The sequence below is a fragment of the Kitasatospora sp. NPDC057542 genome, from assembly GCF_042801945.1.
Taxonomy (GTDB): Bacteria; Actinomycetota; Actinomycetes; order Streptomycetales; family Streptomycetaceae; genus Kitasatospora.
Genome location: NZ_JBHVFE010000078.1, coordinates 1 through 25,183 on the forward strand (window position 1 = coordinate 1; position 25,183 = coordinate 25,183).

At 73.3% G+C, this 25,183-nt stretch carries 19 protein-coding genes and 2 tRNA genes; 8 read left to right on the forward strand and 13 right to left on the reverse strand.

Annotation, left to right across the window (positions count from 1 at the left end; all coding sequences use genetic code 11):
• Positions 1-59: 59 nt before the first annotated feature.
• Both ACFU7Y_RS12955 and ACFU7Y_RS12960 read right to left on the reverse strand, forming a co-directional pair.
• Complete coding sequence (locus ACFU7Y_RS12955) at positions 60-1,337, reverse strand: hypothetical protein (protein ID WP_224279008.1); 1,278 nt, start codon at positions 1,335-1,337, stop codon at positions 60-62.
• A gap of 512 nt (positions 1,338-1,849) precedes the next feature.
• Positions 1,850-2,437, reverse strand: coding sequence for a DedA family protein (locus tag ACFU7Y_RS12960; protein ID WP_224279024.1), 588 nt, complete (start codon positions 2,435-2,437; stop codon positions 1,850-1,852).
• A gap of 630 nt (positions 2,438-3,067) precedes the next feature.
• Here ACFU7Y_RS12960 and ACFU7Y_RS12965 point away from each other — a divergent pair.
• On the forward strand, positions 3,068-4,159 hold the full coding sequence (locus tag ACFU7Y_RS12965) for an LLM class flavin-dependent oxidoreductase (protein WP_380767841.1): 1,092 nt from the start codon (positions 3,068-3,070) through the stop codon (positions 4,157-4,159).
• Between the two features lie 70 nt (positions 4,160-4,229).
• Here the strand turns inward: ACFU7Y_RS12965 and ACFU7Y_RS12970 are convergent, their stop codons facing one another.
• Together ACFU7Y_RS12970 and ACFU7Y_RS12975 are read right to left on the reverse strand one after the other, a co-directional pair.
• Positions 4,230-6,329 (reverse strand): bifunctional diguanylate cyclase/phosphodiesterase, encoded by a 2,100-nt coding sequence (locus tag ACFU7Y_RS12970; RefSeq protein WP_224279004.1) that lies wholly within the window; start codon positions 6,327-6,329, stop codon positions 4,230-4,232.
• 415 nt (positions 6,330-6,744) lie between these two features.
• The gene (locus tag ACFU7Y_RS12975) at positions 6,745-7,170 is read right to left on the reverse strand and encodes an OsmC family protein (RefSeq protein ID WP_224279002.1); all 426 of its coding nucleotides are present in this window, start codon (positions 7,168-7,170) and stop codon (positions 6,745-6,747) included.
• A 347-nt stretch (positions 7,171-7,517) separates the two neighbouring features.
• Between ACFU7Y_RS12975 and ACFU7Y_RS12980 the strand changes: the two genes are divergently transcribed.
• Positions 7,518-7,853: a chorismate mutase gene (locus ACFU7Y_RS12980; protein WP_224279001.1), complete on the forward strand. Its 336-nt coding sequence runs from the start codon at positions 7,518-7,520 to the stop codon at positions 7,851-7,853.
• A gap of 194 nt (positions 7,854-8,047) precedes the next feature.
• Entirely contained in the window at positions 8,048-8,830 is a 783-nt protein-coding gene (gene lepB, locus ACFU7Y_RS12985) for a signal peptidase I (RefSeq protein WP_380767844.1), read from the forward strand.
• On the opposite strand, the gene ACFU7Y_RS12990 is transcribed toward lepB, so the two are convergent.
• From ACFU7Y_RS12990 to ACFU7Y_RS13000, 3 genes are all read right to left on the reverse strand, one after another.
• Entirely contained in the window at positions 8,793-9,869 is a 1,077-nt protein-coding gene (locus ACFU7Y_RS12990) for a DMT family transporter (RefSeq protein ID WP_224284024.1), read from the reverse strand. The genes lepB and ACFU7Y_RS12990 overlap by 38 nt on opposite strands.
• A gap of 159 nt (positions 9,870-10,028) precedes the next feature.
• The gene (locus ACFU7Y_RS12995; RefSeq protein ID WP_380767846.1) at positions 10,029-12,434 is read right to left on the reverse strand and encodes a transglycosylase domain-containing protein; all 2,406 of its coding nucleotides are present in this window, start codon (positions 12,432-12,434) and stop codon (positions 10,029-10,031) included.
• A gap of 222 nt (positions 12,435-12,656) precedes the next feature.
• A tRNA-Lys gene (locus ACFU7Y_RS13000) sits at positions 12,657-12,730 on the reverse strand.
• 218 nt (positions 12,731-12,948) lie between these two features.
• Between ACFU7Y_RS13000 and ACFU7Y_RS13005 the strand changes: the two genes are divergently transcribed.
• The gene (locus ACFU7Y_RS13005; RefSeq protein WP_380767853.1) at positions 12,949-13,632 is read left to right on the forward strand and encodes a DUF998 domain-containing protein; all 684 of its coding nucleotides are present in this window, start codon (positions 12,949-12,951) and stop codon (positions 13,630-13,632) included.
• Positions 13,629-14,513: an alpha/beta fold hydrolase gene (locus ACFU7Y_RS13010; protein ID WP_380767848.1), complete on the forward strand. Its 885-nt coding sequence runs from the start codon at positions 13,629-13,631 to the stop codon at positions 14,511-14,513. The genes ACFU7Y_RS13005 and ACFU7Y_RS13010 overlap by 4 nt, the downstream gene beginning before the upstream one ends.
• Positions 14,514-14,581: 68 nt before the next feature.
• Here the strand turns inward: ACFU7Y_RS13010 and ACFU7Y_RS13015 are convergent, their stop codons facing one another.
• The 5 genes from ACFU7Y_RS13015 to ACFU7Y_RS13035 form a co-directional block, all read right to left on the reverse strand.
• Complete coding sequence (locus ACFU7Y_RS13015) at positions 14,582-15,226, reverse strand: GPP34 family phosphoprotein (RefSeq protein ID WP_224285489.1); 645 nt, start codon at positions 15,224-15,226, stop codon at positions 14,582-14,584.
• 73 nt (positions 15,227-15,299) lie between these two features.
• A tRNA-Lys gene (locus tag ACFU7Y_RS13020) sits at positions 15,300-15,373 on the reverse strand.
• A 60-nt stretch (positions 15,374-15,433) separates the two neighbouring features.
• The gene (locus ACFU7Y_RS13025) at positions 15,434-17,518 is read right to left on the reverse strand and encodes a dipeptide ABC transporter ATP-binding protein (protein WP_380767849.1); all 2,085 of its coding nucleotides are present in this window, start codon (positions 17,516-17,518) and stop codon (positions 15,434-15,436) included.
• A complete protein-coding gene (locus ACFU7Y_RS13030) occupies positions 17,515-18,438 on the reverse strand; it encodes an ABC transporter permease (RefSeq protein ID WP_224283427.1) in 924 nt (307 codons plus the stop codon). Before ACFU7Y_RS13030 ends, ACFU7Y_RS13025 begins: the two co-directional genes overlap by 4 nt.
• A 16-nt stretch (positions 18,439-18,454) precedes the next feature.
• Positions 18,455-19,435 carry an ABC transporter permease gene (locus ACFU7Y_RS13035; protein ID WP_380767851.1) on the reverse strand — a complete coding sequence of 327 codons (981 nt, stop codon included), beginning with the start codon at positions 19,433-19,435 and terminating at the stop codon, positions 18,455-18,457.
• Between the two features lie 339 nt (positions 19,436-19,774).
• On the opposite strand from ACFU7Y_RS13035, the gene ACFU7Y_RS13040 reads away from it, so the two are divergent.
• Together ACFU7Y_RS13040 and ACFU7Y_RS13045 are read left to right on the forward strand one after the other, a co-directional pair.
• On the forward strand, positions 19,775-21,478 hold the full coding sequence (locus tag ACFU7Y_RS13040; protein ID WP_224283429.1) for an ABC transporter family substrate-binding protein: 1,704 nt from the start codon (positions 19,775-19,777) through the stop codon (positions 21,476-21,478).
• A 506-nt stretch (positions 21,479-21,984) separates the two neighbouring features.
• Complete coding sequence (locus ACFU7Y_RS13045; protein ID WP_224283430.1) at positions 21,985-23,214, forward strand: low temperature requirement protein A; 1,230 nt, start codon at positions 21,985-21,987, stop codon at positions 23,212-23,214.
• Here the strand turns inward: ACFU7Y_RS13045 and ACFU7Y_RS13050 are convergent.
• On the reverse strand, positions 23,211-24,218 hold the full coding sequence (locus tag ACFU7Y_RS13050; RefSeq protein ID WP_380767854.1) for a LysR family transcriptional regulator: 1,008 nt from the start codon (positions 24,216-24,218) through the stop codon (positions 23,211-23,213). The genes ACFU7Y_RS13045 and ACFU7Y_RS13050 overlap by 4 nt on opposite strands.
• 263 nt (positions 24,219-24,481) lie before the next feature.
• Here ACFU7Y_RS13050 and snpA point away from each other — a divergent pair, with 263 nt between their 5' ends.
• The gene (gene snpA, locus ACFU7Y_RS13055) at positions 24,482-25,132 is read left to right on the forward strand and encodes a snapalysin (protein ID WP_224283358.1); all 651 of its coding nucleotides are present in this window, start codon (positions 24,482-24,484) and stop codon (positions 25,130-25,132) included.
• Positions 25,133-25,183 lie beyond the last annotated feature (51 nt).

Genomic DNA, 25,183 nt, shown 5'->3' on the forward strand with positions numbered 1-25,183 from the left:
GGCGGGGTCCCAGCCCCCGCCGGCCGGTGCCGGTGCCCGTTGCTCCGCCCTTCGGCGGGTCAGCCCGCCGTGCCGAGGAAGCTCTCCCAGCCGCCCGCCGGCGCCTGGCCGACGTTGAGCGAGCGCAGCTTGCGCAGGGTGGACTGGTCCTGCACCTCCAGCCACTCGACGAGCTGCTTGAAGGAGACCAACCGGACCTCCGGCTTGCCCGCGATGGCCTTGAGGGCCTCTTCGACGGCGTCCATGTAGATGCCGCCGTTCCACTGCTCGAAGTGGTTGCCGATGAAGAACGGCGCACGGTTGCTGTTGTACGCGCGCTCGAAACCCGCCAGGTAGGAATTGGCGGCCTGGGTGCGCCACTCGCCGTACATGGCCGGGTCGCCCTTGGTGCTGCCCTTGGACTGGTTGGCCAGGATGTTGTAGTCCATCGACAGGACCTGGAAGGTGTGCCCGGGGAACGGGATGGACTGCAGCGGGAAGTCCCAGACCTTGCCGTCCTGCACCTTCTGCGGCCATATCTGCAGGCCGCCCGAGGAGCTGGCGTCGTACTTCCAGCCCAGCTTGGCGATGGTCGGCAGCAGCGCCTTCTGCCCCTCCAGGCACGGGGTGCGGCCGCCGATGAGCTCCTTCTTGTAGTCGAAGGGGAGCGGGTCGACGTCGGTGAAGCCGGTGTTGGTGCGCCACTGGGTGACGAAGCCTATCGCCTGGTCGATCTCGCTCTGCCAGTCCTCGGGGGTCCACACGTTGACCCCGTTCTTGTCCGGACGGCTGGAGCAGAAGTGCCCGTTGAAGTGGGTGCCGATCTCGTGCCCGGCCAGCCAGGCCTGGCTGATGAGCTTGAGCGTGCTCTTCACCGCACCGTCCGACAGGTACGGGATGTCGGAGGCGCCGACCGAGTGCTTCGGCGGGTGGTACAGGTCGGCCTTGCCCTTGGGCAGGGCGTAGATGCCCGAGAGGAAGAAGGTCATCGTGGCCTTGTACTGCTCCGCCAGCTTCAGGAAGCGGGGGAACTGGCCGTCCTCGGTGCCGCCCGCGCCGTCCCAGGAGAAGACCACGAACTGCGGCGGCCGCTCGCCCGGCTTGAGCTTCTCGGGCTTGGGCTGGTTCGGCTGCGGGCCGGTGTCCGCATTGGAGCCGTCGCCGATCGGGGGGCCCTTGGGCACTACCGCCTGGGTGGGGTCGCCGGCACCGCCCTGAGTGGTTCTCGCGCCGCCGGGACCGGGGGAGGTGGAGTCCTGGCCCGAGCCGGATCCGCCGCTGGAGCAGGCCGTGACCGCGCCGAGGGCCGCGGTCGCAGCGGTTGCACTGAGCACCGTCCTGCGCGAGATGCTGGTCATGGTCTCCCCTGGGTGCCGATGCCGGTGGTGGGGGCGGGCCGCAGCCGCACCGGTCAAATCGGGCAATTGATGAGTATTTCGCCGTTAGCATGTCATGTCGCCACAGTGGCCACGAAGGTCGCCCGAGCGCTGACGACTCTCAACACGCGGGGCGCATCCGGCTGGGCTGCGGGGATGCGCCGACTGTTGCCGTCCTGTGACGCTTTCCACCCCGTGCGGCCCGGGCAGTACGGTACCGCCGGTCAGCCCGCGCCCCGTCCGAGTCCGTCGGCGTTCGGCCCGGTTGGTCGCCCTTTTGGGAAAACTTTTGCCCCTTGCAGGGCTGGGCGGCCCGAAGCCCGCCAGGGGCGCGAGCCGACCGGAGTGTCCCAGCCGCAGTGACCCGGCCGGAGAGGATCAGCCGCAGCGACCCGGCCGTGTGCGGGACGGTCGGCAAGGGACGGCCGGCAAGGGGCGGGCCGGTCGGGACCGGCCGTCGGTCGGGAACGGGCGCCGGGATGCCGGTCGGACCGTCAGAGGGCGGCGAGCCGCCGGGTGCGGCGCACCATGCGCGCGATCGCGGTGCTGATGGCCGTGGCCGCCGCGCAGGAGACCACGAGGCTCAGCCAGGCGGTGTTGAACCAGTGGCTGTTCAGCCAGCCCAGCGTCACGATGTAGGCGGCCCAGACCAGCGCCGCCAGCGCGGACCAGTGCAGGAACCGGTGCGGATGGGCGGGGGAGTGGCCGATGGCCAGGTTGAGGACGGTCCGCCCGGCCGGGACGAACCGTGCGATCACCACCATCGCGGCGGCCGCGCCGTGGGGGCGTTCGACCAGGGCCTGCTGGACCCGGGTCACGCTGGCCGCCAGTTTCGGGCGCCGGGCGAGCCGGCGGTGCAGCGCCGGGGCGCCGCGCCGGGCCAGGTTGAGCAGCAGGAGGTCGCCCAGGAAGGAGGCCACCGCCACGCCCAGTCCGAGCATCAGGGGCGCGCCGTCGATCTGCGCGGTCTTGAGCACAGCCAGGATGACCAGCGTCCCGCTGGGGATGAACGGAAGGAGGGCGTCCCCGAGCACGGCGACGATCGCCAGCGCGCAGATCCACGAGGATCCGATCGCCGCCACGAAGTTCAAGGCCCTTTACTCCCTCCAGGCCGCCCGGGGGAGCAGGTGGCTGCAGGGGTCAACGCTAGCGCCTCGACTTTTCATGCCATGAAGCACCCCGGTATGGCAGGGGTCACGGCCACTGATTCCGGCCGCGCCCCGAGGTGGCGAACCGCGGGCCCGGGCCGGCCGGGGCGAGGGGCGCCCGGGCGGGGGAGGGGCGCCGCAACCGGAACGAGCCCCCGGGGCGGGGTGCCGCGCCGAGGGCTCGCAGTGATCGTCCAGTGCTGGTCCAGCCCGACGATCTTGCTGGTGGAGTGCGGATCCCGTTCGGTGGCCCGCTCCTGAGCCCCAGCCTGCCGGACGCCGGCCCCCTGTCGCGAGTCCTGACGTTGGCGACTTCCGGCGCTGGCGGGAAGTCGCCAACCGTGTTCGCCCGCTGGCTCTCCGTCAACCGGGCGTTCGGTCGGACTTCCGTCCGGAATGGCCGAAACCCGCCTGGACCGTGGCCGGACGACACCCCGGAGGCGGGAACAGCGAGCCCCCGGCCGTGGTTGACCCCGGTCGGCGACAGCGACCGGCGGGCCACCCGGGACCGCGCGGTCGCCCACGACGGCCGGCTCAAGGACGGCAGCCAGGAGGGCGGACGGGATGACCACCGAGGACCAGCAGCAGCGCGGGGACGGGCCGACGGTCGGCGCGGCGATCCGGGGCGCCGCCCGCGGAACGGCGCCCGCTCCGCTCTCGATCCTCGACCTGGCCACCGTCGGCGTCGGCTACACGCCGGCCGAGGCCCTCGCCGCCACCACCGAGCTGGCCCGTCGGGCCGAGCAGTGGGGCTACCACCGCTTCTGGGTGGCCGAGCACCACGGCATGCCCGGGGTGGCCAGCTCCACCCCCGCCGTCCTGCTCGCCCACCTCGGGGCCAACACCACGACGCTGCGGCTCGGCTCGGGTGGCGTCATGCTCCCCAACCACGCCCCGCTGGCCGTCGCCGAGCAGTTCGGCCTGCTGGAGGCCCTGCACCCCGGGCGGATCGACCTCGGACTCGGCCGCGCCCCCGGCACCGACCCGGCCACCGCCCGGGCGCTGCGCCGCGGGCTCGCCGAAGGCGCGGACGACTTCCCGCAGCAACTCGCCGAGCTGACCCACTTCCTCGACGGCGACTTCCCGGACGGCCACCCGTACGCCCGGTTGAGCGCCGTCCCCAAGGGCGAGGGCCGCCCGCCGGTCTGGCTGCTCGGCTCCTCCGGCTTCAGCGCCCAGCTGGCGGGCCGCCTCGGCCTCCCGTTCGCCTTCGCCCACCACTTCAGCAGCGCCAACACCATCCCGGCGCTGGACCTCTACCGGTCGTCGTTCCGCCCCTCCGCCGTGCTCGCCGAGCCGTACGCGCTGATCGGCGTGAGCGCGGTCGCCGCCGACGACGAGCCCTCGGCCCGGCGGCTCGCCCGCTCGGCAGCCCTCGGCATGCTCCGCCTGCGGCGCGGCAACCCCGGCCCGATCCCCACCCCGGAGGAGGCCGAGCAGTACCCGTACAGCCCGGTCGAGGCGGACTTCATCGACAGCTGGCTCGACAACGTCGTGCTCGGTGACCCGGGCCGGGTCGCCGACGGCCTGGAGGCCCTGCGCAAGCGGACCGGCGTGGACGAGCTGATGGTCACCTCGCACATCCACGGCCACGAGGCCCGCCTGCGTTCGTACGGCCTGATCGCCGAGGCGTACGGCCTGACGGCGACGGCCTGACCGCGACGGCCTGACCGGCCATCGGGACTGACGGCCCACCGGCCTGCCCCGCTCCGTCCCGGCCCCGCGGCTACCGGCCGTCCGGGGCGGGGCGGCCCTCGCGGAGTATGGCCGCGACCAGCTCGGCCTCGCCGGGGCGGGCGAAGTACCAGCCCTGGGCGGTGTCGCAGCCGGTCAGGCGCAGCCGCTCGGCCTGGGCGGCGCTCTCGATGCCCTCGGCGGTGACGGTCAGGCCGAGGGTGTGGGCGAGCTGCACCATCGCGCCGACGATCTGCTCGTCCGCGTCGCTGCGTCGGGAGCCGAGCTCCGGGAGGCCGGGGCGGTCCGCCGGGGCGGGCTCGCGGAAGCCCTCGATGAAGGTGCCGTCCAGCTTGAGCACGTGCACCGGCAGCCGGGAGAGGTAGGCCAGGTTGGAGTAGCCGGTGCCGAAGTCGTCGATCGCGATCCGCACGCCCATGTCGGCGAGCGCCTGGAGGGCCTGGAGGGGGCGGCCGCCGGGGCCGAGCAGGGCGCTCTCGGTGATCTCCAGCTGGAGGAGCCGGGCCGGCAGGCCGGTGCGTTCGAGGGCCCGGGCGACGTCGGCGACGATGTCGGAGTCCCAGATCTGGCGGGCGGCCAGGTTGACGCTCACGAAGGTCTCGGTCTCGGGGAACTCGGTGAGCCACTGCCGGGCCTGGCGGCAGGACTCCTCCAGCACCCAGGTCCCGAGCGGCACGATCGCGCCGGTCTCCTCGGCGAGCGGGATGAAGCGGTCCGGGGAGAGCGTCCCGTAGCGGGGGTGGCGCCAGCGGACCAGCGCCTCCGCGCCGTGTACGGTGCCGTCGGCCAGGCCGACCAGCGGCTGGTACTCGATGGTGAACTCACCGCGTTCCAGGGCGGGGCGCAGCGCGGTGGCGAGCAGCTGCCGGGTGAGCTGGTGGGCGCCGCGGTCCGGGTCGTAGAGGGTCCAGCGGGCGCGGCCGTCGGCCTTGGACCAGTAGAGCGTGGCGTCGGCGTCCTTGACCAGGTCGGTCGGGGTGGTCTCGTGCACGGACCGCTCGACCACGCCCACGCTGGCGGTGATCACCAGCCGGTGCCCGGCGACGTCGAAGGGACGTTCCAGCACCTCCAGGATCCGGGTGGCGAGCTCGGTCAGTTGCTCGCTGCCCAGGCTGTCGGTGACCAGGACGGCGAACTCGTCGCCGCCCATCCGGGCCACCAGGTGGGTGTCTCGGCCGTCGAACCCGCGTCGCAGCCGGGTGGCGACGGCGGTCAGCAGCTGGTCGCCGATGTGGTGGCCGAGTGCCTCGTTGATCGCCGCGAAGCCGTCGAGGTCCAGGTAGCAGACCCCCACCCGGCGTTCGTCCGAGGACTCGACCGGGCCCGGCTGGTCGGTCGGGGCGAGGCAGGCGGCGTCGAGCCGTTCGAAGAAGTAGGCCCGGTTGGGCAGCCGGGTCAGCGGGTCGTGCAGGGCCTGGTACTCCAGCCGGTCGCCGAGCCGGCGCTGCTCGGTGATGTCCTCCACCAGCGCGAGGGTGTAGAGCGGCTCCCCGGCACCGTCCCGGATCAGCGAGACGGTGACTTTGCTCCAGACCGTGTGGCCCTCGCGGTGCTTGAGCTGCTTCTCCACGCGGAACCGTTCCCGCTCCCCGCGGACGAGTTCGGAGAAGAGCCGGTCCGGCATGCCCTCCGGGTCGATGATCTCGTGCAGGTGAGTGCGGACCAGTTCGCCGACGCTCCGTCCGATCAGGGCGGCGAAGGCGGGGTTGACCTCGATGATCCGGTCATCGGCATCGATCAGGGCCATGCCGATGACGGCGTCGCAGAAGGCGGCCCGGAAGCGGGACTCGCTGGCCCGCAGCGCGGCCAGCAGCCGGTCGGTGCCGACGTTCTCCAGGCCGGTGCCGCCGTCCGCCGGGCCGTTGCCGATGAGTCCCCGGCCCCGGTGGGCGTCGCCGGTGAGCGGGGCCGAGCAGGTGGGGCAGAGCAGCAGCTCGGGCTCCGCCAGCGTTCCGCAGGTGCTGAGGGCGGCGGCTCCAGGGGCCGGTCCGGAGACCGATCCGCCGACGGGGCCGCCCGCGGATCCGGAGGCCGGTTCCAGGACCGGCGAGGCGAGGTGGCGGCGGCGCGGTGATTCCTCGTGCCGCACGCCCGGGTGGTGTGCGTCGGCCCCCTCGTTCTGGCCCGGCACGGCATGCTCCCGTCCGCTGCTGACGCTTGACGATGGTTCGGCCGGCCAGTCGGGACCTAGCGGCCGGCTCCGCACTCTGTCGCGGTCCTCGGAGTCGGTCCGCTGCGGGGCCGCCCGTCGTGGGGCGCCGGTGCGCGGGGACCCGCCTGAAGGACAGGGCGCTGCGGCCGATCATAGGCCGCGACGGCAACGCGCGGTGACCGCCGCCAGAGTGATTCGCCCGCTTTGTGATCATGAATGGCGGTACGTGCAGACGCCCCCGGTGCACATCACATGATGTGCACCGGGGGCGCGTGCGCCGAAGCCGCGCCCCTGGGCGCCGGTCGCGCGCCGGAAGCGGAGCGGAGCAGGCCGGGAGCGGAGGGGCGGAAGGAGCCGGAAGGGGCGGCGGAGAAAGGAGGAGGAGGGGGGCGGCTCAGGCCAGCTTGGCGGTGAGCGTGATGGTGGTGCCGGCCAGGGCCTTGCTGACCGGACAGTTGGCCTTGGCCTCCTCGGCGGCCTGGACGAAGCCGGCCTCGTCCAGGCCCGGCACGTCGCCGGTGACGGTCAGGTGGATGCCAGTGATCCCTTCGCCCGGCTGGAAGGTGACGTCGGCCTGGGTCTCCAGGGTGGTGGGCGGGGTGCCGGCCCCGGTGAGGCCGTGGGAGAGCGCCATCGAGAAGCACGCCGAGTGGGCGCCGGCGATGAGCTCCTCCGGGCTGGTCTTGCCGTTGGCCTGCTCGGCGCGGGAGGGCCAGGACACCGGGAACGTGCCGATCCCGGACGTTTCGAAGGTCACCTGGCCCTGGCCGGCGACGAGGTTGCCCTTCCAGGCCGTACGGGCGGTGCGGGTGGTTGCCACGATCGGTACCTCCATCACTGGGGACTGCTGCATTGCCTGCTGCACTGCCGAGGGAGTGTTCGAGCGGTCACTTTCGGTCATGCGCACCCCAGCCTACGGGCAGAGCCCTCTCCGGTCCGGTGTGCGCCGCAGCGGTCGGGTGCGTTGCGCCGCGCTGGTCCGGCGCGTCACGCCGCGGCGGTCGGGCGGGGTGCGGCGTGCGGCGGCGGTTCCGTGCCGCTGTCCGGATCGTGGACGGTTCCGTTCGGCGGTGCGGGGCCGGAGTGGGGGCCCTGTTAGATTTGCCCGGGCCCGAGCCCGGCCGCCGTACGGTCGGGCGCCCACTCCAGACACCGGGAGCCGCCCCGATGACGGACCACTCCACGACCCCCGACGCCAGTCTGCCCGAGGGGATCGACGACGCCGTACGGGCCGAGCTGACCAGCCTGCGCGAGAGCATCGACAACATCGACGCCGCGGTGGTCCACATGCTGGCCGAGCGCTTCAAGGCGACCCAGCGGGTCGGCCGGCTCAAGGCCGAGCACAAGCTGCCGCCGGCCGACCCGGCGCGCGAGCGGGCCCAGATCAAGCGGCTGCGGGAGCTGGCGGCGGGGGCGAAGCTGGACCCGGTCTTCGCGGAGAAGTTCCTGAACTTCATCATCGCCGAGGTCATCCGCCACCACGAGGCCATCGCCCGCGCCTGAGCCCCGGGCCCGGGGGCCGCGCCCGAAGACGGAGCGACTCCCGGGCCGGTCCCCGGGCGCTCCCCGGACGGGCCCCGAGCGGCCCCCCCGGGACACCCGGTGATGTCGGCGGAGGCTAAATGACCGATTTCGCCAGGCTCCACGGTTGGCGTAGCGTGCAGGTTTCCCCCAGCCGGAGAGGTGGAGCAGCGACGATGGCGGTGAACCTGCCCGAAACGCCCAGCGGAGCCCCCAGCGTTTCCGCGTCGAACGCCCATGGGGTGTCGGGCGGCCGCGCCGAGGCCCGCCGCCGGGCGCGCGGTTCGCGCGGCCGCAAGGCGGGCCGCCCGGGCCGGCAGCCCAGGCCGTGGTGGATCGAGCTGCCGGTGATGGCGGCGGTCGGCCTGGTGGTCGCGCTGCTGATCAAGACCTGTCTGTTCCAGGTGTTCACCATCCCGTCCGGCTCGATGGAGAACACCCTGCGGATCGGCGACCGGGTCGGGGTGAACAAGCTGGCGCCGCTGACCGGCTGGGAGCCGGAGCCGGGGCAGCCGGTGGTGTTCAAGGACCCGGGGGGCTGGCTGCCGCCGCAGCCCGCCGACCCGAACCCGTTCACCAACGCCGTGAGCTCGGCGCTCAGCTTCGTCGGTCTGGTGCCGCCGAAGGACGACAACTACCTGGTCAAGCGGGTCATCGCGACCGGTGGCCAGACCGTGCAGTGCGAGGGCACCACGCTGACCGTCGACGGGCGGAAGGTCGACGAGCCGTACCTGCACCCCGGGGACGACTCCTGCGCCGGGCTGGACTTCGGGCCGGTGAAGGTGCCCTCGGGCTACGTCTGGGTCGAGGGCGACCACCGCAGCGACTCGTCGGACTCCCGCTACCACCAGCACGGCCAGGGTGGCGGTGCCGTGCCGGTGGACAACGTGGTCGGCCCGGTGTCGGCCGTCGTGTGGCCGCTCAATCACTTCGACTGGTTCGGCTGGACCGGCCGCTGACCCCACGCTCGGCGGTCACCGGGCCGGGAGCCCCGGCTTCGGCAGCTCCCGGCTCGACGGTTCCAGGTTCGGCAGTTCCACGGCCGTCGGCCGGCGAACCCGCACCCGCCTGCGCGGGCTTGCTCGCCTGCGCCGCGAAGGCGCCGGTCAGCACCAGCAGGCCGCCCGCGATCTGCGGCAGCCCGAGGTGCTCGCCGAGCAGCACCCAGGCCGCCACGGCGGCGACCACCGCCTCCAGGTTGGCGACCACCCCGGCGATCGGCGGCGAGAGGTGGCCGACCGCGATCACGCCGGTCAGATAGGCGAGCACGGTGGCGATCAGGACCATCCACGCGGCCGGGAGGAAGGCGGGCAGGGTGTGCCCGTTCATCACCACCGACCCGCCGAGCCGGCTCCAGTCGGCCTGCCACGGGCGGGTGAGGGCGGTGAGCAGCACGGCGCCGACGAGCAGTCCGAACGCGCTGACGGCGAGCGGGTCGACCGGGCGGTCGCCGCGCCGGCCGGCGTCGGCGAGCACGAAGTAGCCGACCTGGCAGCAGGCCGCGCCGAGGGCGAACAGCACGCCCAGCACGTCGAAGCTCAGACCGTTCCAGAACTCGACCACGCAGGCCAGTCCGGCCACCGCGACGCCGGCGCCGATGGCGGCGCCGCGGGTGATCGGCTTGCGCTGGACGAACCTGACGTAGCCGAGCAGCAGCGGCGGCCCGAGGTACTCGATGAGCAGGGCGACGCCGACCGGGATGCGGGAGATCGCCGCGAAGTAGCAGGCCTGGACGCCCGCCACGGCGATCAGGCCGAAACCGAGCAGCAGGCCGGGGCGGCGCAGTACGGCGTCCCGGTGCCGGTAGGCGATCGGGAGGAGTGCCACCGCCGCCCCGGTGACCCGGAGCCACACCACGTGCAGAGGGGAGAGCCCGGCCTCTATCAGTGGCTTGGCCGCGGTGCCGGAGCCGCCGAAGGCGAATGCGGAGACCAGCGCGAGGCCGAGGCCGAGGGTTCTGCCCGAAGGGAGGGTGGGCGAGGCCGTTGATCTGTACACCGCCGCATTGTGACAGCCGTGCCGATGACCGGGTAAGGCGCCATTCCGTCGTTTGGTCCTGCTCTCAACTGTGCGGAGTGGCGCACTCACCGGTGCGGAGTGGCGCACTCACCCGATCCCGGACGGCGTCCCGGGTACCCCCCCGCCGGCCCCGGACCGTCAGCCCCTGGAGCCGGACGAGGCGCCTGCCCCCGTCAGCGTGTCCGGCCCGCCCACGGGCGGGGCGGTCGGCTGCGTGGTCGGGGCCGTGGTCGGCTGCGTGGTCGGCGTCGGCCGCGAGGTGGGCCGGGGCGGCCGGGTGGGCTGGGTGCTGGGCTGGGTGGTCGGCGGAGCCGTCGGAGCGGTGGTCGCGCCGCCGTCGGTGCCGCCCGACGGGATCGAACCGGAGCCGTCTCCCGGCGCCATGGTGGGGCCGGTGCTCGGCGCGCCGGTGGGGGCGCCCGTCGACGGGGTGCTGCTCGGCGCGCTCGGGGCGGTCGGCAGGTCGGCCGCACCCGAGAAGTCGCCGTCGGCCGGGGTCGGGAAGTCACCGACCGGCTGGCCCTTGAGCGCGGCCTTCATGTAGCTGGTCCAGATCTGGGCCGGGTACTGGCCGCCCGCCGCGCCGTCGATGCCGCCGACGCCGCTCAGGCTGACCTGGGAGCCGTTGCCCGGGTCCTGGCCGAACAGGGCGACCGAGGTGACCAGCTCGGGGGTGTAGCCCACGAACCAGACGGACTTCTGGTCGTCGGTGGTGCCGGTCTTGCCCGCCGCCGGGCGGCCGAGCGCCTTCGCCCGCCAGCCGGTGCCGCCCGGGTCGTTCACCACGCCCTGGAGCATCGAGGTGACCTGGTTGGCGGTGTCCGCGCTGATCGCCTGGGTGGTCTTGTGCGCGGGCAGCGCCACGGCCTCGCCCTCGCGGTCCACCGACTGCACCAGCCACGGGGTGATCTGCTTGCCGCCGTTGTCCAGCGTGGCGTACACACCGGCCATGTCGAGCACGCTCGGGGTGGCCGCGCCCAGCGGGATGGAGGGTACCGCGTCGAGCCCCGGGGTGTTGCCGGGCAGGCCCAGCGCGATGCCGGTGTCCTTGACCTTCTGCAGCCCGGTGTCCTGCGCGAGCTGCGCGAACGCGGAGTTGACCGACCAGTCGGTGGCCTGCTGCAGGGTGATCTGGCCGTAGCTCTTGTCGCCCTCGTTCGGCGGCGCGTACGGGGTGCCCTTGCCGCCGCGGACCTTCCGGCCGCTGGTGCCGTCGTAGACCGTGCGCGGGGTGACGGTGCGGCCGTCCTGGGTCTTGGCGTCGTTCTCGAAGGCGGCGGCCAGCGCGATCGCCTTGAAGGTCGAGCCGGCCTGGTAGTCGCGCCGGGTGGCGTTGTCGACGTAGTGCTTCACGTAGTCGACGCCGCCGTACAGCGCGACGACCGCGCCGGTCTTCGGGTCCACGGAGGCGGCGCCGGCCTGGGCGGCCGCGTCCGCCTTCCGCTTGTCCGGGTTCAGGGTGTCGCGCAGCTGGGCCTGGACGGAGTCCTGGAGGGCCTGCTGGCGGGCCGGGTCGATGCTCAGCTTGATCGTGTAGCCGCCCTTGGCCAGCTCGGTCTCGCTGATCACCCCGCTGGAGGTGAGGTACTGGGTGGCCGCGTCGACCAGGTAGCCCGCCTGGCCGGACAGGCCCGGGTTGGGCTGGGGGTCCCGGACGTCCGGGAAGGTGGTCCCGGCCCGCTCGTCCGCGGAGAGCCAGCCCTCCTTGACCATGCCGTCGAGCACGTAGTTCCAGCGGTTGACGGCGTTCTGCTTGCCCGTCGCGGTCGCGGTGGCGACGTCGTAGGCGCTCGGCGCGTTCAGCAGAGTGGCCAGGTAGGCGCCCTGGGCGGGGTTCAGGGCGGACGCGTCGATGCCGAAGTACGCCTGGGAGGCGGCCTGGATGCCGTAGGCGCCGCGGCCGTAGTAGGACGTGTTCAGGTAGCCGGAGAGGATCTCGTCCTTGCTCTCGGTGGCGTCCACCTTGATGGCGATGAACAGTTCCTTCACCTTGCGGGTGATCGACTGCTTCTGGCTCAGGTACGTGTTCTTCACGTACTGCTGGGTGATGGTGGAGCCGCCCTGGGTGCCCTCGCCCTTGGCGGTGTTGACCGCGGCCCGGACCAGGCCCTGGACGTTGACCGCGCCCTCGTTGTAGAAGTTCCGGTCCTCGGCGGCCAGCGCGGCGTGCTGGGCGGCGGGGGAGACCTTGTCCAGGGAGACGTTCTGCCGGTTGGTCTGGCCGGTGCGGGTGAGCACCGAACCGTCCGAGTAGAGCCAGGTGTTGCTCTGGGCGGTCGCGGCGGCGTGCGCGTCCGGCACCTTCACCAGGGCGATCCCCAGCGCGAACAGGCCGATGCCGAGCAGCAGTGCCGAGCCGAAGCCGAGCAGGGTCATCCGCCAGGTGGGTATCAGCCGGCGCCAGCCGGTGCGCCCGGGACGGCGCGGCTTCCTGCCGCCGGAGCCGCCGGGCCCGCCGACCGGGCCGGCGGAGCGCTTGAACCGCTTGACCGGGCGGAGGCTGATCGACGGCGTGCGACGGCCGCTCTGGACGTTTCTGGACAAAGCGCGGCCTTTCCTGCGGGCGTCGAAGCAGCCTGCACGGACGGGGACATCGGCGGTTGGGGACCTTTGTCCCGATTCCGGTTCTACTGCCCTGGACGAGCAGAACGGGCCGGATGGCTCCGGCGGATCGCCAATCGAGACCGACATCACACGCAAAACGGACGTCGGAGGCCAAAAAATCGGGGAGCCCCTCGCTGCTGCGAGAGGCTCCCCAACTGTCTGTGCGCCGCCAGGGACTCGAACCCCGGACCCGCTGATTAAGAGTCAGCTGCTCTAACCAACTGAGCTAGCGGCGCCTGCTGACCTGGAAAACAATACACGGTTCCGAGGGATGCCTCGAACCACCCCGGACGCGGCCGCCCGATCCGTCCCTTTCCTTCCGGTTGGGCTGGAGTTCGCCGCTGGTTAGGGTGGAGCGGTGCCCAGCCTCCAGCCAGGACACCCCCGAGCACGACCCGGCAGACCGGGAAGCGGCAGCTCGGGACACCGCACCGCGCGGACGGCGGTCGCCACCCTGCTGCTGCTCAGCGCCGTGGCGTACACCGCCTGGGTGCTGGAGGTCGTGCTGAGCACCGGGCTCGACCCGGTGCAGGCGTACATCAGCGAACTCGCCGCCGAGGACCAGCCGCTGGGCGGCCTGTTCCGGGCCACCGACCTGGCCGCCGGGCTCTGCCTGCTCGCCGCCGCCGGCACCGCCCTCGCCGCCGGGCCGGCCGGGTCCTTCCGCCGCAACCGCTGGGCGTCGGTCGGCTGGTCCGCGCTGGCCGTGTTCGGCGCCGCGACCGCCGCCGACTCCCGGCTGCCGCTCAGCTGCGCACCCACCAGCGACGAGATGTGCGCCGCCCGGGAGACCGCCGGGCTGGTCCCCGCCACCCACACCGCGCACGCCGTCACCAGCAGCCTCGCCATGGCCGGTGCACTCACCGCGCTGGTCTCGCTCACCGTGGCCGCCCGGCGCTACCGCTGGTGGTCGCCGGTGCGCCGGTTCGGGTCCTGGCTGCTGGGCGCCGAGCTGCTCGCCACCGGCTGGAGCCTCGCCTCGATCGCCGCCTTCCAGGCCGGACACGGCACCTGGGCGCTCGGGGCCGGCCAGCGGCTGCAGGTGCTGCTGGCCGCGCTCTGGCTTGGCCTGCTGGCCCTGGGCGTCGCCCGCTCCGCCTGGCCGGCCGGGCCGCTCCCGGAACGGAGGCCGGCATGAGCACCCCCGGGGCGGAGACCGGCGGCCGGGCGCGCTTCCTGCGCATCGACGGCGTCCCGCTGCACGTCCGCACCGAGGGCAGCGGCCCGGTCTGCCTGCTCTCCGGCGGCCTCGGCAGCAGCTGGTTCGACTGGGACCTGGTCGTCCCCTTCCTCACGCCCTACCGCACCGTGGTCCGCTTCGACCGACCCGGTTACGGACTGAGCGCCGCCGAGCCCGCCGCCGGGCGGCCCTCACCGACGGCGGCCGGCGAGGCCGGGCGCATACGGGCGGTGCTCGACGGCCTCGGGCTGCGCGAGCCCTGCACCGTGGTCGGCCACTCGCTCGCGGGCTTCCACGTCGAGGCCTTCGCCCGGCTGCACCCCGAGCGGACCGCCGGGCTGGTGCTGGTGGACGGCAGTGTGGAGGCGGCGGCCCGCCCGTACCCGGCGCCCGGTGCGCGCGACCTGGCGGCCCGGGCGGTGGCCGGCGTCGCCACCGCCCTCGCCGTGCCCTACCTGCTCGGCCCGACCGTCCGCCGGGCCACGGCCCGGATGTCCACCGTCCGCCGCGAGGACCTCGCCCCGGCGCCACTGGTCCGGCACTGCTACCGCACCGGGCGGGCCCTGCGCGCGCTGCTGCGGGAGAACGGCCGCTACCTCGACACGGCCGCGGAGCTGGACGAGCTGCGGCGCAGCCGGCCGCTGGCCGAGGACCTGCCGGTCACCGTGCTGGCCGCCGACGACGGCTGCCGGACCCGCGGCACCGAGGACTGGCTGGCCCGGCAGCGGGAGCTGGCGGCGCTGCTCGGGGGGGACTTCCGCACCGCCGCCCCGGCCGGGCACCTGGTGATGTTCGACCGCCCGGACGCGGTGGCTTCGGCCGTGCTCGACACCCACTGAGCCGCCACTGAGGCACGGCTGAGGCACCGCGGGCGGGCCCGGGACGCCCGCAGCGCCCGCCCCCGGGCTCAGTTGCTGGAGCCGACCCGCCGGACCGCCTGCGGGATGGGCAGCTCCCACGCCGCCTTCCGTACGGCGCGCCTGACCAGGGCGCCGGGCCGACCGGGGTAGAGGCGGTGCTCCAGGCCGGCGACGCCGATCAGACCGGCCAGCTGCCGGTCCCGCTCGGCCGCCGGCCGACCGTCCCCGCCCCGGGGATCCGACAGGGTGGCCGCCACCCGCGCGGCGATCTGCTGCCCGAGCTCGGGCCGGGTCAGCAGGTGGCTTCGCCAGGGCAGGCCGAGGAAGTGTTTCTCCTCCACCGTGTAGCACCCCTGCTCGACCAGGCGGTCGAGGTGGAACCGGTACCCGGGCGGGTCCGGTACCCGGGTGATCGCCCGGTCGAGCAGGGGCCGGAACCGGCTCTTGCCCTTGCCCTCCAGTCGGGCCAGCACCCCGGCCTCGACCTCGTCCCGCGCACCGAAGGGCTGGTAGCCGGTGATGTGGTGCTTGTCGACGGTGATCGCGCCGGCCAGCAGCAGCTCGGCGAGGACGGCGCCGGCGACCACGTGCTGGAACTCGCTGACCGGGGCCCGGAAGCGCCCGGACTTCGGGTGGGCGCACAGCAGCATCAGTTCCTCGGGGAGAGGACGGGTGTCGGAAGGGGTCGTCACGGGGACCAGCATTCCGCATCCGGAAAACGCCTCAGGCCGCCCACCGGAGTGGACGGCCTGAGACCTTGCCATGTGCGCCGCCAGGGACTCGAACCCCGGACCCGCTGATTAAGAGTCAGCTGCTCTAACCAACTGAGCTAGCGGCGCTTGCTGACGTCGAAGACTTTACACGGCGCCGACCCGATCCACCGAATCGCGTTCGAATGGTTACTGTGCGCGACCGCCTCCGGCCGTCGGCTCCGGGTGGTGGCAGGCCGCCTGGTGGTCCGCCCCCTGCGCGCCGCCGACCAGGGCCGGCCGCTCCTGCTCGCAGCGGGCCCGGTCCGCCGGGGCCGTGAGCCCGGCGTAGCGCGGGCAACGGGTGCGGAATACGCAGCCGGTGCGGCGCTCGGTGGGCGGGGGAGGGTCGCCGGCCAGCAGGACACGGTCGCGGGCGCGCTCGGCGGCGGGGTCGGGGAGCGGGACGGCGGAGAGCAGGGCGCGGGTGTACGGGTGGCGGGGGCGGTCGAAGACGGCGGAGACCTCGCCCTGCTCGACCGTCCGGCCGAGGTACATCACGCTGACCCGGTCGGCGAGGTGCCGGATCACCGAGAGGTCGTGCGAGACGAACAGGTAGGACAGGCCCAGCTCGGCCTTGAGCGTCTGGAGCAGGTTGAGCACCCCGGCCTGGATGGAGACGTCCAGCGCGGAGACCGGTTCGTCCAGCACCAGCAGCCTGGGCCGGACGGCGAGCGCCCGGGCGATCGAGACGCGCTGGCGCTGGCCGCCGGAGAACTGGTGCGGGTAGCGGTCGGCGTGCTCCGGGTCGAGGCCGACCTGGCGCAGCAGCTCGGGCACCCGGCGGGCGGTCTCCTCGCGCGGGGTGCGCTGGGCGAGCAGCGGTTCGGCGACGATGTCACCGACCGGCATGCGGGGGTCGAGGCTGGCCATCGGGTCCTGGAAGACGATCTGCACCTGGGCGCGGAGGCGGTGGGCCTCGGCCCGGGTGAGCGTCGCGGTGTCCCGGCCGAGCAGTTCGATCCGGCCGGTCTCCGGGGCACCGAGCCGCAGCAGTTCGAACAGCGTGGTGGACTTGCCGGAGCCGGACTCCCCGACCAGGCCGAGGGTCTCGCCCTCCCGCAGGTCCAGGTCGACGCCGTCCACCGCGTAGACCTCGCCGACCTTGCGCTTGAACACCGTGCCCTTGAGGAGCGGGAAGGTCTTTCCGAGGCCGCTCACCGACAGCACCGGTGCCAGGGCGGCGCGGTCGCCGGGGCCGACGGCGGCGGGCAGCTCCGGGACGGGGTAGACCTCGGCCGGCGCGGGCCGCCGCTCGGCGAGTTCCGCCGACCGTACGCACGCCGACCGGTGGCCGTCCGCCCCCTCCAGGGCGGGCTCGGCCGCGGAGCAGCGCTCCTCCGCCAGCGGGCAGCGCGGCGCGAAGGGGCAGCCCGCCGGCAGTTCGGCCATCGGCGCCGGGGTGCCGGGGATCGGCACGAGCGGACCGCCGCGCCCGTCCAGCCGGGGCAGCGCGCCGATCAGGCCGAGCGAGTAGGGGTGGCGCGGGGCCGCGAACAGCTCGTCCACCCCGGCCGTCTCGACCACCCGCCCGGCGTACATCACCGCGACCCGGTCGGCCGTTCCGGCGATCACCCCGAGGTCGTGGCTGACCAGGACGAGGGCCGCGCCGGTCTCCCGCTGGGCGGTGCGCAGCACGTCCAGCACCTGGGCCTGGATGGTGACGTCGAGCGCGGTGGTGGGCTCGTCGGCGAGCAGGATGTCGGGCTCGTTGGCGACCGCCATGGCGATCATCGCGCGCTGGCGCATGCCGCCGGAGAACTCGTGCGGGAAGCTGTCCAGGGCCCGGTCGGGCGCCGGGATGCCGACCAGGTCGAGGAGTTCGGCGGCCCGGCGCCGCGCGGCGGCCTTGTCCACCCGCTGGTGGATGCGGACCGCCTCGGCGATCTGGTCGCCGATCCGGTAGACCGGGGTGAAGGCGGAGAGCGGGTCCTGGAAGACCATGGCGATCCGGCGGCCGCGGATCGCGGCGAGTTCCCGGCCCGGCAGCCCGACCAGTTCCCGTCCCTCCAGCCGTACCGAGCCGCTGACGCTCGCGGTGCCGGGCAGCAGCCCGAGCACGGACAGTGCGGTGACGGACTTCCCGGAGCCGGATTCGCCGACGATGCCGAGGGTCTCGCCGCGCCGCAGGGTGAGGTCCACCCCGCGGACGGCCGGGACCGGGCCGTCGGGCCCGGCGAAGTCCACCCGCAGGTCCCGGACGGCGAGCAGCGGGGTTTCGACGGTGGTGGTCACGGGCGCTTCCTACGGGAACGGCGGGGCGCGGCCCCGGAGGTGGGGTCGAGGGCGTCGCGCAGCCCGTCCCCGATCAGGTTGACGGCGAGGACGAAGACCACCAGCAGCCCGGCGGCGAAGTAGAACAGCCAGGGGAACACCGGGGCCTCGCTGGTCCCGGCGGCGAGCAGGGTGCCGAGCGAGACGTCCGGCGCCTTGACCCCGAAGCCGAAGTAGGACAGCGCGGTCTCGCTCATCACGGCGCCGCCGACTGCGATGGTGGCGTCGATGATGAGGAAGGAGGCGACGTTCGGCAGGATGTGCCGGCTGATGATCCGCAGCGGCCGGACCCCCATGAACCGTGCGGCGCGGACGAATTCGCGTTCGCGCAGGGAGATCGTCATCGAGCGGACCACCCGGGCGGTGATCATCCAGTTGAACAGCGCGAGCAGCAGCACGAAGGCGATCCAGCCGGCGCTCTTCAGTCGGGACGAGACGATGGTGATGATCAGGAAGCTGGGGAAGACCAGCAGCAGGTCCACCAGGAACATCAGCGACCGGTCGGCCCAGCCGCCGAAGTAGCCGGCGCAGGCGCCGACCAGCGAGGCCAGCACGGTGGAGAACAGCGCCACCAGCAGGCCGATGACCAGCGACTTCTGCAGCCCGCGGACGGTCTGCGCGAACACGTCCTGGCCGACCCCGTTGGTGCCGAACCAGTGCTCGGTGGAGGGGGGTTGGTGCAGCGCGGAGAAGTCGGGGGCGGCGTAGTCCCAGGGCGTGAGGTGCGGGCCGCCGAAGGCGAGCGCGAACAGCAGCAGGACGATGACGGCCCCGGTGACGGCGCCGCGGGCGGCGAGCAGCCGGGTGAGGACGAGCCGTCCCCGGCCGGTGGTCCGGGGGGCGGTGGCTGCGGCGGAGGGCTCGGCGACGGTGGTGGTCATCTCGGGTCTCCTCCGGTCAGGACCGCACGCGCGGGTCGAGGGCGGCGTGCAGGGTGTCGGCGAGGAAGCCGGAGGCGAGGACGACGACGGCGGTGAACAGGTTGACGGCCACCACGGAGTTGACGTCCTGTTCGTTGATCGACTGGATCAGCCACTCGCCCATGCCGTGCCAGCCGAAGATTGTCTCGGTGAAGATCGCGCCGGTGAAGATACCCAGGAAGCTGTAGGCGAACATGGTCGACATCGGGATCACGGCGGTGCGCAGCCCGTGCCGGAGCAGCGCCTGCCGGCGGGTGAGCCCCTTGGCCTCGGCGGTGCGCAGGTAGTCGGAGCCGAGTACGTCGAGCATGGTGCCGCGCTGGTAGCGGCTGTAGGTGGCGAGGCCGCCGAGCGCCAGCGAGATGGTGGGCAGCAGCAGGTGCAGCGCCCAGTCGGCGAGATGGGTGCCGAGGCCGCCGGTGAGCCCGGGGGTCTCGTATCCGGTGAACGGGACGACGTCGTGGCCGGCCGCGTCCTTGGCGGCGATGGCGCCGTTCTTGAGGAACAGCGCGACCAGGAAGACCGGGGTGGAGAGCAGCACGAAGGACAGCACGGTGAGCAGCCGGTCGGAGATCCGGTACTGGCGCACGGCGCTCCAGGCCCCGGCGGCGACGCCGAGGACGATGCCGAGCAGGCTGCCGATCAGCAGCAGTCGCAGCGAGACCCAGACCCGGCGGCCGAAGTCGTCGGTGACCGGGGTGTCGTGGATGGTCCGGCCGAGGTCGCCGTGGAGCAGCCCGCCGGCCCAGTGGCCGAAGCGTTCGACGACCGGGGTGCGGTCGTTCAAGTTGAGTGCGGTGAGCTGGCGTTCGACCGATTCGGCGGCCGGGCGGGGGACCTTGGCATCGAAGTAGGTGCGTGGTTGCAGGGCGGTCGCGGATATCGCGTACGCCAGGAACACGGCGGCGATCAGCAACACCGCGTAGTAGCTCAGTCGCTTCGCCAGGTAACGGAGCATCAACGGCCGCCCGGGGTGGCGGGGGCGGGGCCGACGCGTCTGGTGGGCATCGGGTGGCGGCTTTCGGTTCTGGGCCCGGTCGGGGCGGGTGGGGGTGGGGAGATCAAGGGAGTCGGGGAAGGCGCAGGTCAGAGTGTTGCAGCGGCGCACGGCCGGCGTGTTGCAACTGCGTTGCCGCGTGTGACTTTTGAATCAGGTGTTCCCTCCTCCCCCTGGTGGCGGCCCGGATCCGCTGTTACGTTCTGCTCGCCCGGCGCCGAATTGGCTGCCCACGTTCAAGCCCCGCTACACCTCGCGCGGCACGACTCCCGCACCGAAGACCTCACCAGGGGGACCCTCATGGACGCTTCCACCACGGCCCGTCGCCTCGGCCGGGCGACCGCCCTCGCCGTCGCCGTCGCGCTGGCGGCCACCGCGTGCACCTCGGGCGGGGGAGGCTCGGCCGACAACGCGGCCAAGAGCGAGCCGCCGAGACAGGGCGCCAACGACCTCAACCCCAAGCCGCTGGACCAGGTCAAGGACGGCGGGGAGGTGCGCTTCCCGCTGTACCAGTGGATCACCCAGTGGAACCCGTTGCAGGTGGACGGTTACTACGGCTCCGCGGTCACGATCATGCGCAACCTGGAGCCCTCGCTCTTCAGCACGGACGCCGCCGGCACCTTCCTGCCCAACCCCGACTACCTGGTAGAGGCCAAGGTCACCTCGACCTCGCCGCAGGTGGTCACCTACAGGCTCAACCCCAAGGCCAAGTGGTCGGACGGCAAGCCGCTGAGCTATCTGGACTTCAAGGCCGACTGGCAGACCGCCGGCGGCAAGGACCCGGCGTACAACGTCTCCGACCCGTCCGGCTACGAGCAGATCTCCGCGGTCGAGCAGGGCGCCGACCCGACCGAGGTGAAGGTCACCTTCGCCGAGCCGTACGCCGACTGGCAGAACCTGTTCCGCCCGCTGATCCCGGCGGCCGGCATCTCCACCCCGGACGACTTCAACAAGGGCTGGGTGGAGAAGATCCCGATCACCGCGGGCGCGTTCAAGGTCGGCACGGCGGACAAGACCGCGCAGACCCTGACCCTCGTCCCGGACCCGGCCTGGTGGGGCACCAGGGCCAAGGCCGACAAGCTCACCTTCCGGGTGATGTCCCAGTCGGCGACGACCCAGGCCTACCTCAACAACGAGATCGACTACGCCGCGGCCGGCACCGCCACCGCCTACGGGCAGCTCAAGAACGCCAAGGACACCGCGATCCGCAGCGCCAGCCCCTGGGACGAGGTGCACATCTCCTTCGGCGGCACCGGCGCGCTGGCGGACCAGCGGGTCCGGCAGGCGCTCGGCAAGGCGCTGGACCGCTCCGCGCTGATCAAGATCGCCAACAACGGGGTGCCGGTGGAGTTCAAGCCGCTCGGCAACCACATCTTCATGCCCAACCAGACCGGCTACCAGGACACCTCCGGCGACTGGGCCAAGTTCGACCTGGCCGCCGCCAAGAAGCTGCTGGACGAGGCGGGTTGGAAGGAGGCGGGCAGCGGTCAGCCGCGCACCAAGGACGGCGGCGCGCTGGAGCTGCACTGGGTGCTCAACGACTCCACCCCGCAGGCGCAGATCGACCTGGCCACCGCGGCGGCGGCGATGTGGCAGGCGGCCGGCGTCAAGGTCAGCCTGGACAAGGTGCCCGCCAACGACTTCTTCACCAAGTACGTGAACCCGGGCAAGTTCGAGATCGCGAGCTGGCGCAACACCGACTCCTTCCCGCTGTCCAAGAGCCTGACCAACTTCCGGCTGCCGGTGGGCGACAACAGCTTCAGCAACCCCTCGCGCCTGGGCAGCCAGGAGATCGACGACTTGCTGAAGAAGGCGGCCGGGACGGTCGACCCGGCGGAGGCCGCGAAGCTCTACAACCAGGCGGACGCGAAGATCTGGGAGCTCGGCCACACCGTCGAGCTCTACCAGCGGCCGGAGGTCGTGGCGACCCGCAAGGGCCTGGCCAACTACGGGGCCTTCGGCCTCGCCGGGGAGGACTACAGCAAGCTCGGCTGGGAGAAGTAGCCGCGGCGGAGACGAGACGGGCCGCACGGCAGGCGCTGGCGAGCAGCGCGGTGATCACGAGGCCGGTGGCGCGCGCGGGAGGACCGGCTCTGCCGCCCCCGCTGTCCCGCCACCAGCCTTGACCTTCCGCGTTGCCCGCAGGCCGCCCGTGTCGTGGGGCCCGGCAGGGCCCGCGCTCTTCCAACCGGGGAAGAATCTAGCGGCGCTGCGGCGGGCCGCGACGCAGCGCGCGGGGCGCGCCCGGAATCCCGCCGGGCTGTCACCCGGTTCGCGCACCGGAGCGTCAACTGCGGCTGACGGTAAGGAAAAAAGGGACATTCGGGGCCACCGTGCCCGGGGTGTGCGGGCCTACCGGAGCGCGTCGGTGCGTCACGCACGTCGCGCCGGCGCCCGGTGCGCATCCCGCGCCGGTGCGTGGTCCGCGTGCCGGGCCGGTGCGTGCGCCGGGCCCGGGCCACTGTCAGGATGCGCGGGACGATCCACCTCCCGACCTTGGAGCAGCTCCGATGGCCACTGACCCCGCCGCCACGGCGCCCCGCAGACGCCCCGTCGACCCGCCGCCGGTGCGCCGGATGGCCCCGCGCGACCGGAACGAGCCGCACCGGGTCGCGACCCCGCTGGAGCTCTTCTTCGACCTCTGCTTCGTGGTCGCGGTCGGCCAGGCCGGGCGGGAACTGGCCCACTCCCTGGCGGCCGGGCACTACGGGGAAGGCCTGCGCGGCTACGCACTGGCCTTCTTCGCGATCTGGTGGGCCTGGATGAACTTCACCTGGTTCGCCTCCGCGTACGACGTCGACGACGTGCCGTACCGGCTCACCACGCTGGTGCAGATCGCCGGGGTGCTGATCCTCGCCGCGGGGGTGCCGCGGCTGTTCGCCACCCAGGACCTGGCACTGGCGATCGCCGGCTACGTGGTGATGCGGCTGGCGATGGTCACCCAGTGGCTGCGCGCGGCCGCCGGCGAGCAGGGCGTGGCGCGCCGGGTCGCGCTGGGCTACGCGGCGGGGATCACGCTCTGCCAGGTCGGCTGGGTGGCGATGCTGTTCCTGCCGCAGGGCGCCCGGCCGTACGCCATCCCGATCGGGGTGCTGTGCGAGCTGGCCGTGCCGGTGGCCGCCGAGCTGCGAATGCGGACCTCCTGGCACCCGCACCACATCGCCGAACGGTACGGGCTGTTCACCCTGATCGTGCTCGGCGAGACGGTGGCGGCGGCGACCGTCGCGATGCAGTCGGCGGTGGACGAGCACGAGGAGCTGGGCCGGCTGGTGCCGGTGGCGGTCGGCGGGCTGCTGATCTGCTTCGCGGCCTGGTGGATCTACTTCGCCCGGCCGGTCCACGAGCACCTGCGGTCCAACCGGCAGGCGCTGGTCTGGGGCTACGGGCACTACCTGGTGTTCGGCTCGGCGGCCGCGATCGGCGCCGGGCTGGAGGTGGCGGTGGGGTCGGCGGTGCACCAGGCGCACATCTCCGAGACCGCCGCCACCGCGACGGTCACCGTGCCCACCGCGCTCTACCTGGTCACGGTCTGGCTCCTGCACTCCCGGCACACCAAGCGGGGCGTGGTGGCCCAGGCGGTGGCGCCGGCCGGGGCCGCGCTGGTGCTGGCCTGTACCGCGCTCGGCGGCTCCGGGGTGCTCGCGGCGGGCCTGGTCTGCGCGCTGATGGTGGCAGTGGGCGTGCTGATCCACGGCCGGGAGAGCAGGCGGGCGGCCGGCGGACGGGTGAACGCCCGCTAGCCGGCCCGCCCCAGCAGCACCGGCTCGTGCCGGGCCAGCCAGGCCAGGTAGGCCGGGTTGACCTTGGCCAGATCCAGGTAGGCGGCGCGCAGTTCGCCGTACAGCGCGTCCAGCGCGGGCGGGCTGAGCACGCGTGGACGCCAGGTGAACAGCAGCCGGACGGCCAGCGGGTCCCCGTGCACCGGGCGGACCACCGTGCCGGGCCCGGGCAGCGAGGTCGGCTGGCAGGGGCGGACGGCCTCGCCGGAGGCGACCAGTTCGGCGGCGGTGGCGTTGTCCCGCACCTGCACCACCCGGGGGTTGAGCCCGGCCTCGCTGAACACCCGGCGCATCGCCGCGTACTCGTGGTCGGCGGTCGGGTCGACCATCCAGGTGTCCTCGGCGAGGTCGGCCAGGTGGACGACCGGTCGGGCGGCGGCCGGGTGCCCGGCGGCGAGCGCGACGAACTGCGGCTCCCGGGCCATCAGCACCCGCTGCTCGGCGTCCGGCGGCACCCGCAGCGGGAAGCCCTCGCTCTCGTACACGAAGGCCACGTCCAGCTGGTCGGCGGCGACCATCCGCAGCAGTGCGCTGGCCGAGACGTCCACGTGGATGGTGGTGTCGGTGTCCGGCAGCCGCTCGTGGACCCGGCGCAGCCAGGCCGCGACCGCCCGGCTGCCGACGCTGCCGATCCGCAGCCGCCGCTGCCGGCCGGGCCCGGCGGCGTCCCTGGCCTCCTGGCGGGCGGCGGCCACCAGGGCGGCCATCTCGGTGATCACCGGCCGGGCCCGGGAGAGCACCGAGTGGCCGAGCGCGGTGGGCCGGCTGCCGGTCTGCTCGCGGGTGAACAGGGTGCCGCCGATGGCCCGTTCGATGCGGTGCAGCTGGGTGGTGAGGGAGGGCTGGGTCATGCCGAGCTGGAGCGCGGCCTTGCGGAGGCTGCCGCTGTCGGCGATCGCGCACAGCACCCGGAGGTGTCTCACGTCGAGCTCCACGTCCGGAGCATAGACGCCGTCACACCTCATCGCCAAGGACATGACAGGTATTCAAGGGCATGCCGGAGGGCCGGCCGACGGATCGACCGGCGTGGCGCGCGACGAACCCCGGCCGCCATGCGGCGGAGCTATCGCCGGTTGGCATCATCCGCGGCGGCCCCGGGCGGGTCGAAGCTCGGGGGACAGCAACCCGCCCAGGGCACCGCCGGGGCGGCCCCCACCGTGCGCCGTCCCCGGGTCCGGCCCCCACCGGCCCCGGGCGAGTCGGCGCACCCCGAAACCGGAGTCCCCACATGAAGCGTTCCGTGCTGTCCGCCGCCCTGGGCCTGGCCCTCGCGGCCGGCCTCGCGACCCTGCCCGTCACCGCCGCCTCCGCGGCCCCGGCCAGCCCCGCCGCCCCGGCCGTCCAGGGCTACACCCCCTCGACGTACGCCGGTTCGGCCGCGGAGACCGCGGACAACCAGGCCTTCTTCCAGGCCGTGATGGCCTCGGCCAAGGCCCGGCAGGCCGCGAACCCGTGGCTGCTGACCGTGACCGTCACCTACGACACCGCGAACGCACCCTCCTTCACCGGCCAGATATCCCAGGCCGCGCAGATCTGGAACGGCTCGGAGCGCAACGTCCAGCTCCAGGAGACCAGCGGCAACGGCGACTTCTCGTACTACGAGGGCAGCGACAGTCGCGGCTCGTACGCCAGCACCGACGGGCACGGCCACGGCTACGTCTTCCTCGACTACCAGCAGAACCAGCAGTACAGCTCGCTGCGCGTGGTGGCGCACGAGACCGGGCACGTGCTCGGTCTGCCCGACGACTACTCCGGGCCGTGCAGCGAGCTGATGTCGGGCGGCGGCCCCGGCCCGTCCTGCACCAACCCGTACCCCGACGGCAACGAGCGCAGCCAGGTCGACTACCTCTGGTCGAACGGTCTCGCGGCGCGGAACTGACGTGTCCGCTAGGTGAGTTCGGCGCGGCGGGCCGCTCGGCCGGAATCGGGC

Coding starts and splice junctions, on each gene's coding strand:
- ACFU7Y_RS12955 (WP_224279008.1), bottom strand. CDS start 1,337: ATGACCAGCATCTCGCGCAGGACGGTGCTCAGTGCAACCGCTGCGACC.
- ACFU7Y_RS12965 (WP_380767841.1), top strand. CDS start 3,068: ATGACCACCGAGGACCAGCAGCAGCGCGGGGACGGGCCGACGGTCGGC.
- ACFU7Y_RS12980 (WP_224279001.1), top strand. CDS start 7,518: ATGACGGACCACTCCACGACCCCCGACGCCAGTCTGCCCGAGGGGATC.
- lepB (WP_380767844.1), top strand. CDS start 8,048: ATGGCGGTGAACCTGCCCGAAACGCCCAGCGGAGCCCCCAGCGTTTCC.
- ACFU7Y_RS13010 (WP_380767848.1), top strand. CDS start 13,629: ATGAGCACCCCCGGGGCGGAGACCGGCGGCCGGGCGCGCTTCCTGCGC.
- ACFU7Y_RS13030 (WP_224283427.1), bottom strand. CDS start 18,438: ATGACCACCACCGTCGCCGAGCCCTCCGCCGCAGCCACCGCCCCCCGG.
- ACFU7Y_RS13035 (WP_380767851.1), bottom strand. CDS start 19,435: ATGCTCCGTTACCTGGCGAAGCGACTGAGCTACTACGCGGTGTTGCTG.
- ACFU7Y_RS13040 (WP_224283429.1), top strand. CDS start 19,775: ATGGACGCTTCCACCACGGCCCGTCGCCTCGGCCGGGCGACCGCCCTC.
- ACFU7Y_RS13045 (WP_224283430.1), top strand. CDS start 21,985: ATGGCCACTGACCCCGCCGCCACGGCGCCCCGCAGACGCCCCGTCGAC.
- ACFU7Y_RS13050 (WP_380767854.1), bottom strand. CDS start 24,218: ATGAGGTGTGACGGCGTCTATGCTCCGGACGTGGAGCTCGACGTGAGA.
- snpA (WP_224283358.1), top strand. CDS start 24,482: ATGAAGCGTTCCGTGCTGTCCGCCGCCCTGGGCCTGGCCCTCGCGGCC.